Origin of the sequence: Marinobacter mobilis, assembly GCF_900106945.1 — a bacterium.
In the GTDB taxonomy this organism is placed as follows: Bacteria; Pseudomonadota; Gammaproteobacteria; order Pseudomonadales; family Oleiphilaceae; genus Marinobacter; species Marinobacter mobilis.
Genome location: NZ_FNNE01000001.1, coordinates 382452 through 402383 on the forward strand (window position 1 = coordinate 382452; position 19932 = coordinate 402383).

21 protein-coding genes are annotated in these 19932 nt (G+C 59.5%); 5 read left to right on the forward strand and 16 right to left on the reverse strand.

Annotation, left to right across the window (positions count from 1 at the left end):
* Positions 1–6 precede the first annotated feature (6 nt).
* On the reverse strand, positions 7–921 hold the full coding sequence (locus BLV11_RS01730) for a DUF5602 domain-containing protein (RefSeq protein ID WP_091811209.1): 915 nt from the start codon (positions 919–921) through the stop codon (positions 7–9).
* 204 nt (positions 922–1125) lie between these two features.
* Positions 1126–1731, reverse strand: a complete 606-nt coding sequence (locus BLV11_RS01735) for a TetR/AcrR family transcriptional regulator (RefSeq protein WP_091811210.1) — start codon at positions 1729–1731, stop codon at positions 1126–1128.
* 143 nt (positions 1732–1874) lie between these two features.
* Here BLV11_RS01735 and BLV11_RS01740 point away from each other — a divergent pair, with 143 nt between their 5' ends.
* Positions 1875–2624, forward strand: coding sequence for an SDR family oxidoreductase (locus BLV11_RS01740; protein WP_091811211.1), 750 nt, complete (start codon positions 1875–1877; stop codon positions 2622–2624).
* Positions 2625–2753: 129 nt separating this feature from the next.
* On the opposite strand, the gene BLV11_RS01745 is transcribed toward BLV11_RS01740, so the two are convergent.
* The 4 genes from BLV11_RS01745 to gpmM form a co-directional block, all read right to left on the reverse strand.
* A complete protein-coding gene (locus BLV11_RS01745; protein WP_245725888.1) occupies positions 2754–3536 on the reverse strand; it encodes a divergent polysaccharide deacetylase family protein in 783 nt (260 codons plus the stop codon).
* A gap of 41 nt (positions 3537–3577) precedes the next feature.
* Positions 3578–4975 carry a S41 family peptidase gene (locus BLV11_RS01750; RefSeq protein ID WP_091811213.1) on the reverse strand — a complete coding sequence of 466 codons (1398 nt, stop codon included), beginning with the start codon at positions 4973–4975 and terminating at the stop codon, positions 3578–3580.
* A 149-nt stretch (positions 4976–5124) separates the two neighbouring features.
* Entirely contained in the window at positions 5125–6255 is a 1131-nt protein-coding gene (locus BLV11_RS01755) for a murein hydrolase activator EnvC family protein (protein WP_091811370.1), read from the reverse strand.
* 106 nt (positions 6256–6361) lie between these two features.
* Positions 6362–7909, reverse strand: coding sequence for a 2,3-bisphosphoglycerate-independent phosphoglycerate mutase (gene gpmM / locus BLV11_RS01760; protein WP_091811214.1), 1548 nt, complete (start codon positions 7907–7909; stop codon positions 6362–6364).
* A 144-nt stretch (positions 7910–8053) separates the two neighbouring features.
* Here gpmM and BLV11_RS01765 point away from each other — a divergent pair, with 144 nt between their 5' ends.
* Both BLV11_RS01765 and secB read left to right on the forward strand, forming a co-directional pair.
* The gene (locus BLV11_RS01765) at positions 8054–8470 is read left to right on the forward strand and encodes a rhodanese-like domain-containing protein (RefSeq protein ID WP_091811215.1); all 417 of its coding nucleotides are present in this window, start codon (positions 8054–8056) and stop codon (positions 8468–8470) included.
* A 211-nt stretch (positions 8471–8681) separates the two neighbouring features.
* Positions 8682–9182: a protein-export chaperone SecB gene (secB, locus tag BLV11_RS01770; RefSeq protein ID WP_091811216.1), complete on the forward strand. Its 501-nt coding sequence runs from the start codon at positions 8682–8684 to the stop codon at positions 9180–9182.
* 128 nt (positions 9183–9310) lie between these two features.
* Here secB and BLV11_RS01775 read toward each other — a convergent pair whose 3' ends face one another.
* The 6 genes from BLV11_RS01775 to BLV11_RS01800 all read right to left on the reverse strand — a co-directional run bounded on the left by BLV11_RS01775 (position 9311) and on the right by BLV11_RS01800 (position 15145).
* Positions 9311–10093 (reverse strand): type 2 periplasmic-binding domain-containing protein, encoded by a 783-nt coding sequence (locus tag BLV11_RS01775; RefSeq protein WP_091811217.1) that lies wholly within the window; start codon positions 10091–10093, stop codon positions 9311–9313.
* A gap of 1 nt (position 10094) precedes the next feature.
* Positions 10095–10559, reverse strand: a complete 465-nt coding sequence (gene trmL, locus BLV11_RS01780) for a tRNA (uridine(34)/cytosine(34)/5-carboxymethylaminomethyluridine(34)-2'-O)-methyltransferase TrmL (protein ID WP_091811371.1) — start codon at positions 10557–10559, stop codon at positions 10095–10097.
* Between the two features lie 18 nt (positions 10560–10577).
* Positions 10578–11756, reverse strand: coding sequence for an acetyl-CoA C-acetyltransferase (locus tag BLV11_RS01785; protein ID WP_091811218.1), 1179 nt, complete (start codon positions 11754–11756; stop codon positions 10578–10580).
* Positions 11757–11886: 130 nt separating this feature from the next.
* A complete protein-coding gene (locus BLV11_RS01790; protein ID WP_091811219.1) occupies positions 11887–12633 on the reverse strand; it encodes a pteridine reductase in 747 nt (248 codons plus the stop codon).
* A gap of 13 nt (positions 12634–12646) precedes the next feature.
* Positions 12647–13762 carry a tRNA nucleotidyltransferase/poly(A) polymerase-related protein gene (locus BLV11_RS01795; protein ID WP_091811220.1) on the reverse strand — a complete coding sequence of 372 codons (1116 nt, stop codon included), beginning with the start codon at positions 13760–13762 and terminating at the stop codon, positions 12647–12649.
* 129 nt (positions 13763–13891) lie between these two features.
* Complete coding sequence (locus tag BLV11_RS01800) at positions 13892–15145, reverse strand: conjugal transfer protein TraF (protein WP_245725874.1); 1254 nt, start codon at positions 15143–15145, stop codon at positions 13892–13894.
* A gap of 303 nt (positions 15146–15448) precedes the next feature.
* Here BLV11_RS01800 and BLV11_RS01805 point away from each other — a divergent pair, with 303 nt between their 5' ends.
* Both BLV11_RS01805 and BLV11_RS01810 read left to right on the forward strand, forming a co-directional pair.
* Positions 15449–15985 (forward strand): LPP20 family lipoprotein, encoded by a 537-nt coding sequence (locus BLV11_RS01805; protein ID WP_091811221.1) that lies wholly within the window; start codon positions 15449–15451, stop codon positions 15983–15985.
* An 8-nt stretch (positions 15986–15993) separates the two neighbouring features.
* A complete protein-coding gene (locus BLV11_RS01810; protein ID WP_091811222.1) occupies positions 15994–17211 on the forward strand; it encodes a flagellar assembly protein T N-terminal domain-containing protein in 1218 nt (405 codons plus the stop codon).
* Positions 17212–17262: 51 nt separating this feature from the next.
* Here BLV11_RS01810 and BLV11_RS01815 read toward each other — a convergent pair whose 3' ends face one another.
* Genes BLV11_RS01815 through BLV11_RS01830 form a run of 4 tightly spaced genes read right to left on the reverse strand, consistent with a single transcriptional unit; the run spans position 17263 to position 19929 of the window.
* Positions 17263–17721 (reverse strand): SufE family protein, encoded by a 459-nt coding sequence (locus tag BLV11_RS01815; protein ID WP_091811223.1) that lies wholly within the window; start codon positions 17719–17721, stop codon positions 17263–17265.
* Positions 17722–18264 (reverse strand): putative Fe-S cluster assembly protein SufT, encoded by a 543-nt coding sequence (gene sufT, locus BLV11_RS01820; protein WP_091811373.1) that lies wholly within the window; start codon positions 18262–18264, stop codon positions 17722–17724.
* 44 nt (positions 18265–18308) lie between these two features.
* The gene (locus BLV11_RS01825) at positions 18309–18662 is read right to left on the reverse strand and encodes a HesB/IscA family protein (RefSeq protein ID WP_091811224.1); all 354 of its coding nucleotides are present in this window, start codon (positions 18660–18662) and stop codon (positions 18309–18311) included.
* Between the two features lie 13 nt (positions 18663–18675).
* Positions 18676–19929, reverse strand: a complete 1254-nt coding sequence (locus tag BLV11_RS01830) for an aminotransferase class V-fold PLP-dependent enzyme (RefSeq protein ID WP_091811225.1) — start codon at positions 19927–19929, stop codon at positions 18676–18678.
* Between the last annotated feature and the right edge of the window lie 3 nt (positions 19930–19932).

Genomic DNA, 19932 nt, shown 5'->3' on the forward strand with positions numbered 1-19932 from the left:
GGGTACTTACCAGGCCTGCTGGTACTGAAAGCCTTCCAGAGATACTTTGTAGTGCTCTAGCCAGGGGTTGTATCGAATGCAGTAGGTTTGCGGGTAGTAACCGGGTTCCTGGTACGCCGCAGGCTGTTTGATTGGGTAGCAGCTGTTGGGTTCTGACAGCAGGAATTCCCGCGTAATCATTGGTTCGTAAAAGGTGATGAGCCCGTTGTACGCGCCCAGGATGAAGGTGTGGGTGTATTCACCGCCATTCAGCTCGGGGCTTAGACTATCAACATAGTGATTTCCCATGTGGGCGAAGGCCAACTGGGTGTTGATATAGTCAGGATGAACAAACTGTTCCGGTACCGGTACGATGGCTTCCTGTTCCTGAGCGCAGTTCATCAGGCCGAAGCATTGGCCTGGGGTTATCTGGCGTCGCTCAATCTGCGACATGGTGTAGAAGTGGAAGTCAAAATGCGGCTTGTTGTACACGCCGTCGGGGACGTGGCCATGGGGTTCCCAGTTGATCGTAATGCTGTTGAATGGGGTGGCGTTGTCGCCAAAGTGCAGTGTCTTTGAGTGCCCGCCTACGCACTCCGCATGCAGGTCAATGATGTCATTGCCGTCCAGGTCGTAGCAGGTTTTCCCATCGTGCGGCGGTTCGCCATCCCCCCCCGGTAAACCTTCCAGCGTGTCTTTCGGGAAGACGACGCCAACGGAGACTGGAGTGCCATTGGCGTCCAGACGTGAAAACGCCCTGTAGGAGCCGTCACCGAACGCCAGCTGGTCTCCGAGAATGGTTGTGCCCCACTGGTTGCCGCCAACGAAAGCCGAAAGCTCGTTGGTTTCGCCGCCGGTAACACGGTTGGCTGAAGCCGATGCGGTGGACCCCAGACCCAGACCGACGAGTGCCAGGGCGAACGCTGTCTTCTTGAAGCTCATATACTCTCCTTGCTCGTTAAGGATTGAACGTCAATGTTCTATCCATCTGTTACAACTAGGTTTTATTGGTCAGTCGTACGAACGGGACGCATTGTTGCAGGCACCCACAGACCTGCATATAGCTCGATCAGGCTATAGTCATCGTGCAGGTGATTGCGGTATCGCGGGGGAGGGGAAAGACCGTTCAGGCTGGGTTGGTGGGGATCAACGGCCTGGCCAGGCCGTCATGGCCGTTTGAATGATGCTGTTGAGTTTGTCTTCTTCGGCGCCACTTTTCGCCTGCACCGCCAGACCGGCAATCAGGGTAAAAAACAGCTTTGCCAGCCGCTCGGGATCGGCGCTCTCAGGCAGGTCTCCTTTGCGTTGGGCCTCATGCAGACGCTCGGCCAGTATCGCTTCACTGCCATTTAAAGCCTCTTTGAGTGCCTCTTCAATTTCTTTCGGCACAATGGTACCGCCGATATCCGCAGTGCCTGTGATGATGAAACAGCCGCCAGGCAGTACGGGGCTGGTGAGCATCCGGGCAATGGACCGCAGGTAGCCCTCTATCGCTTTCTTACTGTCTTTCTCAGTGTCCAGCTCTGCGCCATGGCTCTCTACCAGCATGTTCAGGTATCGCTGCAGGACTTTCAGGTATAGAGATTTCTTGTCGCCGAAAGCGCCGTAGAGACTCGGTTTGTTCAGCTTGGTCGCCTTGGTCAGTTCACTCAATGAGGCGCTCTGAAAGCCGTGTCTCCAGAACACCTGGAGGGCAGCATCCAGTACCGCTTCTTCGTTAAAACTTCGGGGCCTACCACGTTCCAGGGACATGTCCGCTCTCGGTTTCTCACAATTTTATTGACAGGGAGTATAGCACGCTCTAAATTCTGTACCGGTCGGTACAGTAATCTGGTCGACAACAGATAATCAAATTTATATCCGTCTTGAAGCATGAACGAAAAAGGATTTTTATAATGAGCAAACTTGCAGGTAAAACAGCATTGATCACCGGTGGCACAACGGGCATTGGCTACGCAACCGCCAAGCTCTTCCTGGACGAAGGGGCCAATGTGGTGATTACCGGCCAGAATGGAGAGCGGGTGAAAAGCGCGGCTGAGAGCCTCGGTGGGCGCGCCGTTGCGATTCAGGCCGACGTCTCTTCACACGCGGACATGGTGCGGGTCGCTCAAGAGATCAAGGACCGGTTTGGCAAGCTCGACGTGCTGTTTGCCAACGCCGGTATTGCTTGCCCAATGCCGTTCTCCGACGTGAACGAAGACAACATCAACAATCAGATTGATGTGAACTTTAAAGGCGTTATCTATTCCATTCAGAGCGTGCTGCCGATTCTCAACAATCCGTCCAGCGTCGTCATCACGTCGACCACCATGATTGAGAAGGGCGTTGCCGGTATGAGCGTCTATGCTGCCACTAAGGCGGCGGTTCGTTCCCTGGCCCGTACCCTGTCTGCAGAATTTGCAGGCCGCGGCATTCGCGTCAACAGCATCAGCCCGGGCCTGATCGAAACCCCTATCTACGGCAAGCTCGGCATGTCTGAGGAAGCGGTGTCCGAGTGGGCCGGTCAACTCTTGAAGCAGGTGCCCGCTGCACGTTTGGGGCAGGCTGACGAAGTTGCAAAGACCGTTTTGTACATGGCGAGTGATGACTCAGCTTACATGCTGGGCGAGAGTGTGCTGCTGGATGGTGGCATGGCCAATATCTAAGGCCAGAAGAAATCTTCATGGATGAAGATGTGAGGCCGGGCTAGTCCGGCCTTTGTTGAATCCCGGACCTTCGGGATTCAACAAACCCAAGTCTCAGCGGTCGTGAATTCGCTGGCGCTGAGCTTCTGCCTATTCTTCCGCAGTCCGGGCAAGCATGGGGTTAATGGCCCGCTTCTCGCCTTCGGCAAACATCTCCCGATTGTTGTTTCTTAGTGCCCAGATGCCGCTGACCGTGGCAACGGCGATGCCCTGTTCGTCGAGTTGCGGCAGATGTTTCTCCAGATAGTCGACAGTTACGGTGTGAGGGTGGCCAATGGCGATCGCCGTGCCATTCTCCCGGGCAAGGCGTATCAGGAGCTGGAACTGTTGGTCGACAAACGCTTCGGTCTGCTCGTGATCAAGGAAGACATCTCGGGTAAGCGCCGGAATCTGGTAGGCCCGGGCAACGTCAGCGGCAATGGAGCTGGCAATGGTGCGGCTGTCGACAAAGTACAGCGGATACTGATGCAGTTCCGACATCACCCATTCCATCGGTTCCATGCGCTGGGTCAGCAAACTGCCCATATGGTTGTTGACGCCGCTGACGTGGGGAATGGATTGCAAGGCCCGCCGCAGGGTCTGAATGGTATCGCTGCGCCCCATGTCACTGGTCAGCCCGCCAGGGCCCAAGCCAAAGTTGTGGGTGTTGGCCATGGGCGCGTGGAGGATGATCTCCTTGTTGTTCCGGTGGGCCTGTTCAGCGAGGGACTGGGTAAAACGCCGATACGGCAGGAATGCCAGGGTCAGGGGCTGGTCAAGGGCGATCAGCCGTTCCCCTTCTACGCGATTGTGACCCATGTCATCAATAATAATGGCGATCGTGGGCGGCAGTCCCTGGTGGCTGTCGACGTTGTCGTCGCACCAGCCCAGCATCGGAGCCAGCAGGGCTGCGGCCAGAAGTAAACGGTGGCGCATTATTCCTGATCGCCCCCGCGCTGTTGCTGGCCGAGGATGGTCAGTCCTTTCAACAGATTCAGTGCCGAGCGCAGCTGGAAATCCAGATCGATTGCTGAACGCTGATCGTCGGCACTGCTGCGATCGGCGGCCCGGGATTCCTCGGCGTCGCCATTTTCCAGGTGGCCACTCAGGTCAGCTTCGGTAAAGAAGGGCTGGCCGTCGAACTCGGTCAGCTGTGCCGGTCGTACTTCGATATCAGGGCGGATGCCTCGCGCCTGGATGGAGCGACCGTCCGGAGTGAAATATCGGGCAGTGGTCATCTTGATGGCGTGGGTTTCATCCAGCGGAATCACTGTCTGAACCGAGCCTTTGCCAAACGATTGGGTGCCCATGATGACCGCGCGGCCATGATCCTGCAGGGCACCGGCGAGAATCTCCGATGCAGAGGCGGAGCCTCCATTAATCAGGACCACCACCGGGGTGCCGTTGGTGATGTCACCCGGGGTGGCGCTGAAGCGTAGCCGTGAACTCGGGATGCGGCCTTCGGTATAGACCACGAGGCCTTCATCCAGCAGGGCATCGGCAGCCTCTACAGAGGCCTGCAGGATGCCGCCTGGGTTGTTGCGAACGTCAAGGATCAGACCGTCCAGGGTGCCATCATTTTCGGCCATCAGGTTTTCGATGGCGGCGCTGAACTCGCTGCCGGTCTCGGCCTGGAACTGGGTGATACGGACATAGCCGTACCCGTTTTCCAGCAGGCGGGATTTAACGCTGGTGACTTTGATGATGTCACGTTCGACGTCGATCTCGATGGGAGCGCTCTCGCTCTGGCGCATGATCGTCAGGGTCAGGATGGTGCCGGGTTCGCCGCGCATCAGGGTGACGGCCTCTTCCAGCGACAGTCCTTTTACCGGCTGGTCCCCGAGCTTGATGATCAGATCGCCGGCCTGAACGCCAGCCTTGTGGGCCGGGGTGTCATCGATAGGGGCAATGACCTTGACGAAGCCATCTTCCATGCCCACCTCAATGCCGAGGCCGCCGAATTCGCCGGTGGTGCTCTCTTCCAGCTCCTCGTACTCCTGCGGAGCCAGATAGGTGGAGTGGGGGTCAAGATCGGCCAGCATGCCCTTGATGGCGCTTTCCAGAAGTTGCCGGTCGTCGACTTCCTCAACGTAGGCCTCCTTGATCCGGCTGAACACCTCAGTGAACTTTCTCAGATCGTCCAGAGGCAGCTGGAGTTCCGGGTCGGGTAACCGCAGTTGCATCTTGGGACCGGTATTGGCACCCTCGCGCAGAATCTCTTCATCGCTGGAAGTATCCTGGCTCAGGGCCAGGCCGGGAAGGGTCATCAAACAGGCTGCGCCGAGCAATGTGCGGAAGCCTTTACCGGGGTGTTTACTGCGTGCCGTTCCCATTCACCTGTCCTGTTATTCTGAGTGCTGCGTTCCGAATGAATGTCGAGCCCTGGATCGCCAGGGAAATCCGATGCTTGCCGACAGTATGGCGGTCTGGCACCACTTTGTCAGCCCTGACGCTCGGCCCCTGCCTCAGGGGTAATGGAGGGTCAGCGGCGTGCCAGCCAGCGGTTGGGGTTCTGTGGGGCGCCGTTGTGGCGGATCTCGAAATACACCGAGGGCCGGTCGGTTCCCCCGGTCTGTCCGGCGATGGCGATGGTCTGCCCGGCGGTAACCCAGTCCCCCGGTGAGGTCAGCAGACTGCTGCTGTGACCGTACAGGCTCATAAAGCCATCGCCATGGTCGACGATCGTGAGCAAGCCAAACCCGCGCAACCAGTTTGCGAACACCACCCGGCCATAATGCACCGCCTTGACCTCGGCGTCGTTGTTGGTGGTCAGCAGGATGCCGTTTTGCTGGAGTCGGCCTTGGGCAAGGCTTTCACCGTAATTACGGGCTACGCTGCCCTGGCTGGGCCAGGGCAGTTTGGAGCGCAGTGAACGGAACGGCTGTGATTCGTTCGGCGTCGGGATGTTGGCAATGGCGGCTTCTACTTCCTGCAGCAGTTTTTCCAGCCGGACCCGGTCGGCCTCGAGGGTCTCCCGCTGGTTTTGCCGGCCACGGATATCCGAGCGCAAGGCTGTCAGCGTGCGTTCGCGCTCGGCCTTTGAGGACTCAAGCGTCTGCTGGCGCTGGGCGACGTCCTGTTCCAGTTTCGACAACCTCAATTGGGTGGCACTGACCTGTTGGCGGGTTTCCTGAAGGGCTCTCAGGCTGGTCTGGAAGGCCTCCAGGCGCTGTACGGTGTCCTGACTCAGGTATTCGTAGTAGGTCATGGTACGGGACACGTTTTCCGGGTCCACTTCGTTGAGGAGTACCTTGATGGCCGGTGTGTCTCCGGCCATCCAGGCGGCCCGGATCTGCTGACGCAGGCTGTCGCGCTGACGATTCAGGGTGGCAGTGAGTTCGGCCTGCTGGTTAGTGAGTTCGGACAGGCGAGTACGCTGTTCGGTGATCTGCTGGCGCAGTTCGCGCCGCTCCCGGGTGGCCCGACTGATCTGCTGTTCGGTCTGCACCAGGGTCTGCTCCAGATCAGAGCGTTCCTCTTCGGCATCCTTCAGCCAGTCATCGATCTCGGCGATCTGTTCCTTGAGTTCGCGGATTTGCTGGGGTGAGACGTCATTCCCTGCCAGGGCCGGGTTCGCCAGCAGCAGGAGGGCAGTGAGCACAAATGGGAGGATCGTACGGCTACCGCCGGGAAACCGCTGGCGCAGGCCAGCGGAGATCCCGGGGGTGATGGTGTGGGCGATAAAGCGCACTGGCCGCGAACCAACGACTGGCAGCGGCTTACTGGGGGATGACCAGGCTGTGGCCGGTCATTTCCTCGGGTTGTTCCAGATCCATCAACGCCAGCAGGGACGGCGCCACATCACTGAGCGCGCCATCATCCTGAAGCTTCAGTTTGCGTGGGCCGACATAGACCAGGGGAACCGGGCCAATGGTATGGGCGGTGTGGACCTGGCCGGAACTGGGGTCGGTCATCTGTTCGCAGTTGCCGTGGTCGGCGGTGATCAGGCCCTGGCCGCCCACTTCCTCGAGCGCTTCGGCGACGCGCTGCACACACTGGTCAAGGCATTCGGCCGCCTTGATGGCGGCTTCGAGCTTGCCGGTATGGCCAACCATGTCGCCGTTGGCGTAGTTGCACACGACGAGGTCGTACTTGCCGCTCTTGATCGCCTCCACCAGTTTGTCGGTGACTTCCGGAGCGCTCATTTCCGGCTGCAGATCGTAGGTGGCCACTTTGGGGGAGGGGACCAGGATGCGCTCTTCGCCCTCAAACGGAGTTTCGAGGCCGCCATTGAAGAAGAACGTCACGTGGGCGTATTTCTCGGTTTCGGAGATACGCAGTTGGGTCTTGCCCAGCTTGGCCATGACTTCGCCGAGGCCATTGGAGAGCTTCTCCGGTGGATAGGCGCAGGCGGTTTTGATGTCAGCGGCATACTCGGTCAGCATGACGAAGTCAGCCAGTTCCGGGTGCTTGCGGCGTTGGAAGCCGTCGAAGCCGGCATCGACAAAGGCCCGGGTCATTTCGCGGGCGCGGTCGGCACGGAAATTCATGAACAGAACCGCATCGCCTTCGTTGATGGTGCCGTCGCTGTCGCCGGGTTCGCAAATACGGGTCGGCTTGACGAATTCGTCGTTTTCGCCCCGCTCATAGGCCTGCTCGAGGGCGCTCATCGGATTGGTGGCGGTGAATTCGGCATCGCCCAGGGTCATCAGGTTGTAGGCGGCTTCAACACGATCCCAGCGGTTGTCCCGGTCCATGGCGTAGTAACGGCCGACGATGGACGCGACCCGACCGACGCCGAGAGACTTCAGTTTTGCGGCTGCTTTTTCCAGCGACGGCTGGGCGCTGCGCGGGGGCATGTCGCGGCCATCAAGGAATGCATGGATATAAACTTCTTTGGCGCCACGGCTGGCGGCCAGTTCCGCAGCGGCCAGGATGTGATCTTCGTGACTGTGTACGCCGCCGGGCGAGAGCAGACCTAGCAGATGCACTGCCCGTCCCGCACTGACGGCCTTGTCGATGGCCTGGCACAGGGTCGGGTTGCGAGCGAAATCGCCGTCTTCCAGTTCTTTGTCAATGCGGGTCAGGCTCTGGTACACAATGCGGCCGGCGCCGAGGTTCATGTGGCCGACTTCAGAGTTGCCCATCTGCCCCTGGGGCAGGCCGACAAACATCCCGGAGGTGTTGATCAGGGTTTTTGGCTGCTGCTGCCAGAGCTTGTCCCAATAGGGCGTACTGGCATTGCTGATGGCGTTATCTTCAGCCGGGTCCCGGTGGCCCCAGCCATCCAGAATAATCAGTGCAGTCGGCTTGCGCGTCACAGTCATCACTTGATCCGGTATGGTTATCGAGTTGGAAAACAGGATCGCTGATTCTACCCGTTTTGCGTCGGTCAGGCTACGCGGCGTGCCTTCTGTCATTGCCGGTGGGTGTGTATAATTCCCGGCCAAATTAATCTGCAGGGTGTGTTCATGGACAGGTTGTTCGAATTTGTAGTCAATCACTACGTTCTGGTGTCGGCCTTTGTGGCTCTGCTGGCCGCTCTGTTTTTGCTGGAATCTCGCCGTGGTGGGCAGAAGTTGTCGGCTCAGGGGGTGATTGCCCTGCTTAATCGTGATGAAGCGGTGGTTGTTGACATTCGTGAGCGCAAGGAGTTTAACGATGGCCGTATCACCGGCTCCGTTCATATTCCGCTGAGCTCCGTGAAGGAACGTGCGGCTGAACTCAAGAAGCATGAAGGCAAGCAGATTGTCGTGGTCGACAAGATGGGGCAGCATGCGGCGATGGCGGTTAAGGCTTTGAACGAACAGGGCTTTGAAAATGTTGTTCGGCTCAATGGTGGTATTGCTGACTGGAAGGCCAACAACCTGCCGCTGGTCAAGAAATAACACCGGCCATGGCGAGTGAAGGGGATGGTTGAACCCATTGCCCTTGAATTGGTGGCCAAACTGCCGCACTGTTTCACATCAGCGAGCAGTGCCAGTCGCTAAACTGGGCTGAGCTAAACCGGACTGCGACGGACCGGATGGAAGCACCGGGCCGTCAACACAGAGACAATAACGGGCATTATGGCCCCCATAGAGATCGAAAGGATTGAACATGGCTGATAACCCGCAGGCCGCCGCCGGCGCCCAAAATGCAAACCAACCCCAGTTCGCCCTCCAGCGCATCTACGTCAAGGATCTCTCTTTCGAGTCCCCAAATTCCCCGGCCGTTTTCCAGGAGCAGTGGAAGCCGCAGGTAAACCTGGACCTGAATACCTCTCACAGCAAGATCAGCGATAATCAGTACGAAGTTGTTCTGTCGCTGACTGTGACCACCAAGGTGGGTGACAAGGTCGCTTACCTGGTCGAGATCCAGCAGGCCGGTGTCTTCATGGTGCAGGGTTTTGAAGGTCCGCAACTGGGTCAGATGCTGGGTGCCTACTGCCCGAACATCCTGTTCCCCTACGCCCGTGAAGCCATCGATGGCGTGGTTGGCAAGGGCAGCTTCCCGGCCCTGATGCTGGCGCCGGTCAACTTCGATGCGATCTATGCGCAGGCGCTCAAGCGTAAGCAGGATGAGGCTCAGGCCGAAGCTGCCGAAGGTCAGGCGCACTGAATTGATACCCCTGAACAGCCGACGCCTTCAAGGCTGTTCAGGGAGTTCTCTACCCTTCCCGATTTTGCCCGTTCAGGGTGATCTCTCCTGAAGTACCCTCGTGAACACTCGCCTGTTTATTTTCTCGTTTATTTCAATGGTTCAGCCGGATCCGACGTGACGAGCGGTTCTGTTGAGGGCTGTTGGGGGGCGCTGATGGCCTCATTGTTGAGACGATCGACATAGCCCGAATCTTTGAGGCCCTGCAAGGCGAGAGACAGGCACGGAGCATCCTTCAGGCGGGAGTTGTGGATATAGTGGTAAACCGGGGAGTCGAGAATGGGCGCGCCAATCATCAGTTTGGGGTTTACCGCAGCCGCTCGCTGGGCGTCCCAGCCAAGAGTGACGCCAGCATCGATTCGACCCATTTCCAACAATCTCAGCAATTGTTCAGTGCTGTGGGCTGCCAGTCCCTGTTTGCCGGCAGGCAACAGTTGCGGGGCCAGCCGGTAACCATTGATGTAACCGATACGGTCGGCGGCGTCGAGGGAATGCTCGTGGGGTATGGCTGGGTCTAGATAGATCGGCACCAGCTGTAGTCGGCTGATGGGCGGTTCCAGAGGCACCAGTTCCGAGTCTGGGTTGACCGAGTGAGCGGGGCGCGCCAACTCACCATCCGCCCAGCCGGTTTCCGCAAGCGTGACCGAGCGGGCCGGAGGTGCCTCAAGGAACTCGACTGTCAGGCCGCACTGCTGATAGATAGCCCGGATGAGCTGTTGCCCGAGGGCAATGGAAAAGTCCGAGCTTTCCGGCGGGGATGCGATAAGACGGATATCCGGTGATTTCGGCGCGGCTTGGGCAATAGGCACAGAGAATGTGATTGCCAGCAGGGTAATCGGAGCGATCAGCTTGTTGATCATGGCTGCCGCCATTTCATTGCGCCCCTGCAAAGTCGAGCTGGCGCCAGGCTTCATAAACTACCAAGGCGACGGTATTGGACAGGTTGAGGCTTCGGCTGTTCGGCTGCATCGGTACCCTTAGTAGGTGGGAAGTCGGCAATTCAGCCCGAACCTGATCGGGTAGTCCACGGGTTTCCGGGCCAAACATCAGGTAATCACCCTGCTGGTACTGAACCTGGTGGTAATGAGCCTGACCTTTGGTGGTCAGTCCGAACAGTCTCTGTGGACGTTCGCACGCCAGAAACGACGGAAAGTCGGGATGGACTTTGACCGTCGCATACTCGCTGTAGTCCAGCCCGGCGCGACGCATCTGTTTGTCCTCCAGGCTGAAGCCCAGGGGTTCGATCAGATGCAGTCTGCAGCCGGTATTGGCGCAGAGCCGGATGATGTTGCCCGTGTTGGGCGGTATCTCCGGCTCGTAGAGCACCACGTTAAGGATGGGCATGGGAATGGGGTCTTACCGTTCCACGGCCAGTGCCACGCCCATACCGCCACCGATGCACAGCGTGGCCAGGCCCTTGTGGGCATCCCGCCGGATCATTTCGTGAATCAGCGACACCAGGATGCGGCAACCAGAGGCACCGATCGGGTGGCCCAGGGCAATCGCGCCACCGTTAACATTGACCTTGTCAGTATCCCAGCCGAGATCGCGGTTTACGGACATGGCCTGGGCGGCAAAGGCTTCGTTGGCTTCGATCAGGTCGAGGTCACCAACGCTCCAGCCGGCACGCTCCAGGCAGCGCTGGCTGGCCGGGATCGGACCGGTGCCCATGATGGTGGGATCGACGCCGGCATTGGCTTGTGCGCGGATGGTGACCAGCGGGGTCAGGCCCAGCTGCTGGGCTTTCTCGGCACTGCACACCAGCACGGCCGCGGCGCCGTCGTTCAGAGAGGAGGCGTTGCCGGCAGTGACCGTGCCGTCCTTCTTGAACGCGGGACGCAGCTTGCCAAGGCTGTCGGCGGTGACGCCGTCACGGGGGTTCTCATCGCGGTCGACGACTACGGGGTCGCCTTTGCGCTGGGGAATGGTGACCGGCACAATCTGGTCGTCAAAGTGCCCCGCCTGCTGTGCGGCAACGGCTTTTTGCTGGGATGCGGCGGCAAAGGCGTCCTGTTCTTCGCGGCTGAAGCCGTATTTTTCGACGATATTCTCGGCGGTGATGCCCATGTGGTAGTCATTGAACGCATCCCAAAGGCCATCGTTGACCATGGTGTCGATCATGGTCCAGTTGCCCATGCGCTGGCCGTTCCGGCTATTAGGGACAACGTGAGCCGACAGGCTCATGCTTTCCTGTCCACCGGCAATGATCATGCTGGCATCGCCATTGCGGATGGCTTGTACCGCCATCTGCACGGCTTTCAGTCCGGAGCCGCACACCTTGTTGATGGTCATCGCCGGTACTGACGTGGGCAGCCCGGCGTGAATGGCGCTCTGGCGAGCCGGATTCTGGCCGCAGCCGGCGGTCAGCACCTGGCCGAGAATGACTTCATCAATCTGATCAGCGGCAACGCCGGACTCTGCCAGCAGTGCCTTGATTACCTCACTACCCAACTGGTCCGCGCGCAGGCTGGACAGGGAACCACCGAATGCGCCAATGGCTGTTCGTTTGGCGGCAACAATCACTACATCTTGCATGGTTAGTCTCCAAAAGGGGTGAGAGAGGGCTTGGTGTGGGCAGCCGGATGTTGCCCCGCCGAAAGTTTTGCTGGTGGCATTGTAGCCGAAAGCAGGCGGCTGGCCAAAATGACACTCGTTCGCCCGGCTGTCACATATTCAGGCTGCGGCCGCCATCGACTGCCAGAATCTGCCCGGTCATGAACGGAGCGTCGCAGATCAGGAACGTCACGGTTCTGGCAATGTCGTCCGGGCTGCCGGTCCGTGCGAGGGGGGTCTTGTCCAGAATGGATTGCTGATAGTCCTCGTTGACGGCGGCATCGCCCTCAGGCCACAGAATGGCGCCGGGAGATACTCCATTGACCCGGACCTGAGGCGCAAGTTCCTTCGCCCAGGCCTTGGTCAGGGCCGCGAGGCCCGCTTTGCTGGCACAGTACAGCGGGTGGTCTGCCAGTGGTCGTTCGCTGTAGATATCGATCAGATTGACGATGCAGCCACCGCGGGTGGCCAGGGCGGGCAGACACGCCTGTACCAGAAAAAAGGGCGCCCGCAGGTTGGTGTCCATCAGTGTTGCCCAGTCAGTTTGGGTCGCGCTGCAGGTGGCTGTCGGGTAAAAGGCTGAGGCGTTGTTGACCAGGGCGTCAAGTCTGCCCCAGGCCTCATAAGCTTCCTCACCGAGTCGGGTCACTGCATCCGCAAGGGCGAGGTCGGCCTGCAAAACCCGCGCTGAGTCCGGGCGGTCCTGATTCATGCGTGCGGCCAGCGTCGCCGCCTGTTGCGGTCGCGAGCGATGGTGAATCAGTACCCGCCAACCGTGTTGGTGCAGGCGCAGGGCGGTGGCGGCTCCCAGCCTGTGGGCGGCACCGGTGATAAGGACGACGGGGGCTTGCTCTGGCACGGCGAATTTCCTGTCAGCGGTTAAGGAGTGTCTGGAGACGGTGCAGACGTTCGTTGCGAATGGCTGCGCCGAGGGCTTTGCCCTTGTGTCCTTGCGCCATCAGTTCGCGGCTGTCGACAACAGCGGTTGCTTCCTGGGCTTGCTGCAGTTGCGCCAGCAGCTCTGCCCGCTCCGGACTCTGGTCAGGGCAGCAGCCGAGGACCAGCAGCAAGCGGCTGAAACGTTCGGGTTTGCGCCAGGCATCGGCCTGTTCCAAAAACTGCAAGCAGGTTTCGGGGGTGCGATGGCTGATCAGATTAGTCAGCACCGGCGTCAGGCGACCCGTGAGGGTAGCCAGATCGCGACAGTCGTTCGGAGCTTTCATGGCGCGAGTGCGGGCCAGAATATTGGCCTCGGACAAGCCAGACAGCAGAGCCGCGTAGCGGGCATCGGTGCCGCCATCCCTGTGATGAATGCATTCCAGTGCGGTGAGGGCGTGCTTGAAGGCTGCAGCTTCTGCGAGTTCAGGAATCAGTACGGAGAGCGCCCCGGTCTGTTGCAGAACGCTGAAAAAGGTAGTGGGTGACTGTTCATGGAGCGCCCGTTGCAGTTCCTGCCAGACCCGTTCCGGGACCAGGTGATCGACTTCGCCGGCCTTGACCATGTCCTGCATCAGGGCCAGGGTGTCGTCGGCAACCCGAAACCCAAGCGGGGCAAAGCGGGCGGCAAAGCGGGCTGTCCTCAGAATGCGAAGGGGATCCTCGGCAAAGGCGGGTGACACATGGCGAAGACGTCTGGCACTGAGGTCGGACTGGCCATCGAACGGGTCCACCAGCGCGCCGGTCTCATCCCGGGCCATGGCATTGACGGTGAGGTCACGGCGGCGCAGGTCGTCCTCCAGAGTGACATCGGGGGCACTGTAGACGGTAAAGCCATGATAGCCATGCCCCTGCTTGCGTTCGGTGCGGGCGAGGGCGTATTCCTCGTTACTGTCGGGGTGGAGGAATACCGGGAAATCCGCGCCAACCTGCCGAAAGCCCTGAGCCAGCATCTCTTCGGGCGTGGCTCCTACCACCACCCAGTCCCGGTCTTTGACCGACAAGCCGAGCAGCTCATCACGGACTGCACCACCGACGAGATAGCATTTCATGCTCAGTTCGGGCTCCCTTTGGTAAATGTGACGATGATTATCGGGGGGAGGGGGTGAAAGGGCAAACGGCGGCGCGAAAAAAAGCCCGCGGCGTTGAATACGGCGCGGGCTTGCGGGTCGGGGGGCGCGTCAGAACGCGGCACCAAACTCGATGGCGGCGCCAAGTTCAGCGTCGCTGAACAGTGCCGAAATATCGAGGCGGGCACCGAATGGGCTCAGACCAATACCTGCGGTCAGCTGGGTATCCTCTTCGATGCCCGCGTTGTCGTTGTTGCTGGCCAGGTTGTGGCGAATACCGCCGCGGATCTGGGCATAACGCCAGGCATCAAACTCAGCGCCCACGGCCAGCCACTGGGTGTCGTCGGCGTAACCAAAGCCTTTTTGTTCGGTCAGGTCGAGTTCAGCGGTGAGAACATGGAATTCGGCGTTATGAGCAACGCCGACCGTCACCCGTGGGTCAACTTCCAGTGTGTGCTGGCTTTCCATCTTGCTGGGGTCGCTGCTGACGGCGGAATCCAGGTCCATTGGAATCAGGTTCTTGATCGCGACACCGGCGTTCCACTCGTTATTCTCGCCAAAGGTCACGGCGGCGCCGAGATCCAGGTTGAAACCACTTTCGTCCGTTTCGTACTGGTCGTCGTCGTAGTTGCCGTCGTCAAACCCAGACACGCTTTCGGTGTACTGATAGGTCATCAGTTGCATGTATTTCGGCGTAATGCCCAGCTGGACGCTGCGGCCATCCTGCAGCTCGAAGTTACGGGCAAAGCTGACACCGAGCTCGGCAACGGACGAGGCCAGTACCCGGGCCCGGGATTGCAGGTTATTGACATCTGCGGTCAGATCGCCGGCTTCGAGCTTAGCCAGTTCGACATCATCAGCGTTGTCGTATTCACCGCGCACAGATGCCTGCAGATTGCCGACGGTGTGAACACCAATAGATACGGCATCGATTGGTACCGCCAGTGCCAGTCCCAGGCCGACGTCAATTCGAACGGTATCCTTGTCGATGTCCTGCAGCTGCTGGCGCAGGGTGCCAGCCTCAGCCTGGGCTGCGGGCGTGTCCAGCCGGTTGATGGCAGCGTTGGCGCGGTCAACGGTGTCCTGGATATCATCGATCTGGTTGATGGTTTCTTCTTCATCGGCGAAGCGGGCGTTGACCGAGGGTAGGATCAGGCCAAAGTCATCCGCCCATTCGTGCTGACCGGATGCCAGCATCGCCGGGTTGGCGAAACCGGATGACGCCGGATGCGCAATCGCAACACCGGTGCCGCCCATGGCAAACGAGCGGGCCGACTGAAAATTCTGGGGGCTTGCGAAGGTCGAGGTACTGGCAACAGCCAGTCCGACCGCCAGGGCAAGGCGAGAAAAGTGCGGGTGAGTCATCGTGATACTGGCTCCTTCATTAACCGGGAGTTCTTCATTATGGGGTAAGCATGACGTTTTTATCGGGCCAGGGGTTCAATAACCCTGCCACTTTTTTCATGACAGGTTATTGCAGATAGGCCGAACCATCACGGTCTTTGCGGTAACCGAATGTTGGTTGAATGTAAAAAGCGGTGAATTATTGCCGCCCGTGTCGTCGGTGCGATTGTTTTATTGCGCGTGTCTAGGGTAATCAATTAGTTATCGAGGTTGGCGCGAAATTTTCATGGGATTCCGGGAATGACGATTTACTGGAGAATGAGCATGATGGTGCGATGGGTTTCGCTGTTGCTGGTAGCCGTACTGGCGGGGTGTTCGTCCTGGCAGCAGAGCCAGTCGGAGCAGAGCGGGTTGGATGACCGGCGGTTTGATCCGATTGTGGTGCGGGTCAGTGGTTTTGGTACCTACGCGGATGCCAATGATCGCCTGGATACCCGCAAACGCCTGCTGGCCCGACGCGCCTCACAGCTGGATGCCTACCGCAATCTGGCTGAGCGGGTGTACGGCACGGTGATTTTCGGCAGTTCCACGGTGAATGATTTTGTCCTCAATAACGACAATTTCCGCTCCTATGTCGACAGTTACATTCGTGGCGCCAAAATGGTGGCGGTCAACGAGCACAGTGACGGCGTTGTGGAAACGGTGATGGAACTGAAGCTGGAACCTCGGTTCCGTGCCTGTGTCTCTGTGGTGGAGGAGCGCGAGGTGCAGACCCGGTGTCCGATACCAATGCCAACCGGTAATGACAGTGCCGGCGACGTTCACAGTCGCAGCGTCGATTCCCTGTACTATCTGGATTGAGTGCCGCTATGAAACGGATCGGAACCAAGGCCCTGGCCAAAGCTGTGGTGTTTGCGCTGATGGCATTCGTGCTGCCTGCTGGTGGGCATGCCGTGGTGCTGGAAGGTGTCGGTCATGGTGTTATCCAGAACGGCGATCTTGACCGCGCGCGGGCGGCGGCGAGGGAGTCTGCATTACGGGATGTTGCGTTACAGTATGAGGCCCGGATCAACAGTTCCGATACTCTGAACAATGGCGTAGTGACGGACTCCCGGCTGACGGTCTCAGCGACGGCAAAAGCGCGGGATGTGCGGGTGATCAGCGAGCAGCAGGTGGGTAATATGCTGCGGATCATTCTGCAGGCCGATATGTCGGAAAGTGCCAGTTGTGAGGCGGGCGCTGCCGCAGGTCTGAAGAAGCGAGTGGCGATTACCGGTTTCCCGCTCCAGCACCCGGAGCAGGCTGTGCTTGGGCATATTGACGATGCCGGCCAGGCCTTGCCGCAACAGCTGCGTAGCCGATTGCAGCAGGGGGGGCGTCTGCAGGTGCTGGGCGCTTCGTCGATACACCCGTTCCACGATGTTGCCAATGCTCCGACCTCTCAGGCGTTCGACAACCGGCTCAGTAATGTAGTGGGGCTCGCCCGTGACCTCGATGCTCAGTTTGTGGTGACCGGTGTGATACGTAGCCTTGCGGTTGAGGATCCGTCGGCCTGGGGCTCGTCCGTTCTCGACCGGATGCAGCGTGGACTGGGCTTTGCCAATCGTGAGCGCCGGTTGGTGGTGGACATGATGGTCTTCGATGGGTTCAGTGGCTCGCCGGTATACCAGCAACGCTTCAGCACTGCCGGTACCTGGGATATTCGTGCCGGTGAATCGGACAGTTTTGGGTCCGCAGGTTTCTGGCAGAGCGATTACGGCCAGGCTGTGAGTGCGAGCCTGGATGAGATGACCCTGGCGATCACCGACGCCATTCGTTGTCAGCCATTCATTACCCGGGTGGCAAGGGTTGAGGGAAAGCGGGTGACGCTGGCTGCGGGGGCGACGGCCGGATTACGCCCGGGTGACGAGCTTGATCTCTATCGCAGCTCCCGTTACTTCGATGCCCCGGGCGCGGCTCCGGAACTGCGGGACAGCCACGCCAGTGTTACGCTTAACAGTGTTCATCCGGACTTCAGTAACGGGGACATGCCGGTAACCGGCGCGCTGGTCAATATTCAGCGCGGCGATATGGCGATCATCTGGTAACAGGAAGTCGTTGCGCCGGCAGCAGAGAACACGTTGTCCGGCGCGCTCCCGTCAGGCGACTTGCTGGGCGGCAATGTCGCGAATCTTGCCCACCATGGCGCGCAGGCCGTTGCCGCGGGTCGGGGAGATGTGGCGGAACAGGTCCAGCCGCTCGAACAGTTCATCGATGTCGGTGGTCAGCAGGTCGCGGGGTGTCTTGCCATTCAGGGCAACCAGGATAATTGCCGCCAGACCACGGACGATCATGGCGTCGGAGTCGATCATCAGGTACAGCTTGCTGTCGCACTCGTCCTGGAAGTGGGTCAGCCACACCTGGCTCTGACAGCCATGGACGTAGTTTTCCTCGGTACGTTCGTTATCAGGAAACGCCGGCAACTGCTTGCCGAGGTCAATGATGTAGGCGTACCGCTCTTCCCAGTCGTCGAGGAACTCAAAGGCATCGAACACGTCGTCCAGGGTAACGTCCTTGCCCAGCGGGTTGTTGCGAAACTGATCTTCGGTGGCGGTCATTTACAGCATTCCCAGTTCTAACTTGGCTTCGTCACTCAGCATATCGTTGTTCCAGGGCGGATCAAAGGTCAGTTCGACGGTGACTTTGTCCACATTGGGTACGTATTCCAGCTTGCGTCTGACGTCGTCGGTGATCACCGGACCCATGCCGCAGCCAGCGGCCGTCAACGTCATCAGAACGTGGACCTGGTTGCCTTCCGGCGTGCCGTTCATCACTTTGCACTCATAGATCAGCCCCAGCTCTACGACATTGACCGGAATTTCCGGGTCGTAGCAGCTGCGCAAGGCTTCCCACACCTGATTCTCGTTGACACTGCCATCTTCCGGCGTTTCGAAGCTGCTTTCCAGCGGCTGCTTGCCAAGGGCGTCGGCGTCATGGCCCTCAATCCGGGCCAGGTTGCCATTGACCGCCACGGTAAAGCTGCCGCCCAACGACTGGGTGATGGTCACAAAGGTGTCTGCCGGAATCATGATTTCCGTGCCCGCGGGGACCAGGCGGGCTTCCACCTCGCGTTTGGTCAGAACCACTTCCCGTTCTTGCATGCCCTGAATGACCTCGTCTTGACTGGCTGGCGCTGATTCGTTGATCAGGCGACGGTGAAACTTTCGCCGCAACCACACTCTGCCGTGGCATTGGGGTTGCGGAACTGGAACAGGGAGTTGACGCCCTGGGTCACGAAATCGATTTCGGTGCCGTTGACCATGGGCAGGTGCTGGCGTTCGACGTAGATGTCGACGCCATCAACGGTGAAAATCTCGTCATCGTCCAGCGGCGTTTCGACCCACTCGGTCTCGTACTTGAAACCGGAGCAACCGCTTTTGCGGATTGCCAGGCGAATGCCCCGGGCCTTGGCGTTTTTCGCCAACTGCTTGCGTACATGAGCCACTGCACTGGGCGTCATGGTCACGCCAACGGTGGGTGTAAAAGTCTCGGCAGTCATGGAACCAACCTCATCAGACAAACAGTCGCTGGATTTTACGTAAGGCGGTGAACAGTTGCTCCACCTCATCCAGAGTATTGTAAAACGCGAAGGAGGCTCTGGCTGTACCGGGAACCCCATAGAAGTCCATCAGTGGCATAGCGCAATGGTGGCCGGTGCGGATCGCTATGCCTTGCTGATCCAGCAGGGTGCCAATGTCGCTGGGGTGCAGGCCGTCAATCTTGAACGACATCACCGCCGCTTTGTTGCGGGCTGTGCCGATAATGGCCATGCCGGGTACGCTGTCGGCCAGCTCGTGGGCACGGCTGATCAGGGCGTGCTCGGCGGCTTCAACGGCCGCGCGGTCGAGGCCATTGAGGTAGTTGATGGCAGCGCCCAGGCCGACGGCCTCGGCGATGGCCGGGGTGCCGGCTTCAAACTTGTAGGGCAGGGCGTTCCAGGTGCTTTTTTCGAAGGTGACCCGTTCGATCATTTCACCGCCAAACTGGTACGGCGGCAGTGCCTCCAGCCGTTGCTCGCGGCCGTACAGCACGCCGATGCCGGTGGGGCCGAACAGCTTGTGGGCAGAGAAGGCGTAGAAGTCGCAATCCAGGGCCTGAACGTCCGGGCGGAAATGCGGAACCGCCTGGGCGCCGTCAAGCAGGGTAATGGCACCGGCTGCTTTAGCGCGGGCAACCAGCTCGGCCACCGGGTTGATGGTGCCGAGGGCATTGGATACGTGGGTCAGGGCCAGAACCTTGGTGCGTTCACTCAGCTGCTGTTCGAAACTGTCCAGATCCAGCTCACCCTCTGGGGTGATGGCAATGACCTTCAGGGTGGCGCCACTGCGCTGGGCCAGCATCTGCCAGGGCACGATGTTGGCGTGGTGCTCCATGTGGCTGATGAGGATTTCATCGCCAGCACCCAGCTGTGCGGTCAAGCCGTTAGCCACCAGGTTGATGGCCTCGGTGGTGCCGCGGGTCCAGATGATTTCGCGAGTGCTGGCAGCATTGAGGTAATTGCGAACAGTTTCACGAGCGCCCTCAAAGGCGCTGGTCGCACGGTCGCCGAGGGTGTGGGCGCCACGGTGGACGTTGGAGTGCATCTCGCGGTAATACCGCTCCATAGCATCAAGCACGGCGGCCGGCTTTTGCGCCGAGGCACCGTTATCAAGGTACACCAGCGGCTTACCATTGACCTGCTGAGCCAGAATCGGAAAGTCCTGGCGAATGGTCGTCACATCCAGTGGGGACCGGGCTGATGCGTTTGCCATGGAGAGGTCGGTCATTGC

What these genes read in the sequence shown, in the direction of transcription:
- BLV11_RS01730 (WP_091811209.1), bottom strand. Translation starts at nt 921, where the DNA reads ATGAGCTTCAAGAAGACAGCGTTCGCCCTGGCACTCGTCGGTCTGGGT.
- BLV11_RS01735 (WP_091811210.1), bottom strand. Translation starts at nt 1,731, where the DNA reads ATGTCCCTGGAACGTGGTAGGCCCCGAAGTTTTAACGAAGAAGCGGTA.
- BLV11_RS01740 (WP_091811211.1), top strand. Translation starts at nt 1,875, where the DNA reads ATGAGCAAACTTGCAGGTAAAACAGCATTGATCACCGGTGGCACAACG.
- BLV11_RS01745 (WP_245725888.1), bottom strand. Translation starts at nt 3,536, where the DNA reads ATGCTGGGCTGGTGCGACGACAACGTCGACAGCCACCAGGGACTGCCG.
- BLV11_RS01750 (WP_091811213.1), bottom strand. Translation starts at nt 4,975, where the DNA reads ATGGGAACGGCACGCAGTAAACACCCCGGTAAAGGCTTCCGCACATTG.
- gpmM (WP_091811214.1), bottom strand. Translation starts at nt 7,909, where the DNA reads ATGACTGTGACGCGCAAGCCGACTGCACTGATTATTCTGGATGGCTGG.
- BLV11_RS01765 (WP_091811215.1), top strand. Translation starts at nt 8,054, where the DNA reads ATGGACAGGTTGTTCGAATTTGTAGTCAATCACTACGTTCTGGTGTCG.
- secB (WP_091811216.1), top strand. Translation starts at nt 8,682, where the DNA reads ATGGCTGATAACCCGCAGGCCGCCGCCGGCGCCCAAAATGCAAACCAA.
- BLV11_RS01775 (WP_091811217.1), bottom strand. Translation starts at nt 10,093, where the DNA reads ATGGCGGCAGCCATGATCAACAAGCTGATCGCTCCGATTACCCTGCTG.
- BLV11_RS01785 (WP_091811218.1), bottom strand. Translation starts at nt 11,756, where the DNA reads ATGCAAGATGTAGTGATTGTTGCCGCCAAACGAACAGCCATTGGCGCA.
- BLV11_RS01795 (WP_091811220.1), bottom strand. Translation starts at nt 13,762, where the DNA reads ATGAAATGCTATCTCGTCGGTGGTGCAGTCCGTGATGAGCTGCTCGGC.
- BLV11_RS01800 (WP_245725874.1), bottom strand. Translation starts at nt 15,145, where the DNA reads ATGACTCACCCGCACTTTTCTCGCCTTGCCCTGGCGGTCGGACTGGCT.
- BLV11_RS01805 (WP_091811221.1), top strand. Translation starts at nt 15,449, where the DNA reads ATGATGGTGCGATGGGTTTCGCTGTTGCTGGTAGCCGTACTGGCGGGG.
- BLV11_RS01810 (WP_091811222.1), top strand. Translation starts at nt 15,994, where the DNA reads ATGAAACGGATCGGAACCAAGGCCCTGGCCAAAGCTGTGGTGTTTGCG.
- BLV11_RS01815 (WP_091811223.1), bottom strand. Translation starts at nt 17,721, where the DNA reads ATGACCGCCACCGAAGATCAGTTTCGCAACAACCCGCTGGGCAAGGAC.
- sufT (WP_091811373.1), bottom strand. Translation starts at nt 18,264, where the DNA reads ATGCAAGAACGGGAAGTGGTTCTGACCAAACGCGAGGTGGAAGCCCGC.
- BLV11_RS01825 (WP_091811224.1), bottom strand. Translation starts at nt 18,662, where the DNA reads ATGACTGCCGAGACTTTTACACCCACCGTTGGCGTGACCATGACGCCC.
- BLV11_RS01830 (WP_091811225.1), bottom strand. Translation starts at nt 19,929, where the DNA reads ATGACCGACCTCTCCATGGCAAACGCATCAGCCCGGTCCCCACTGGAT.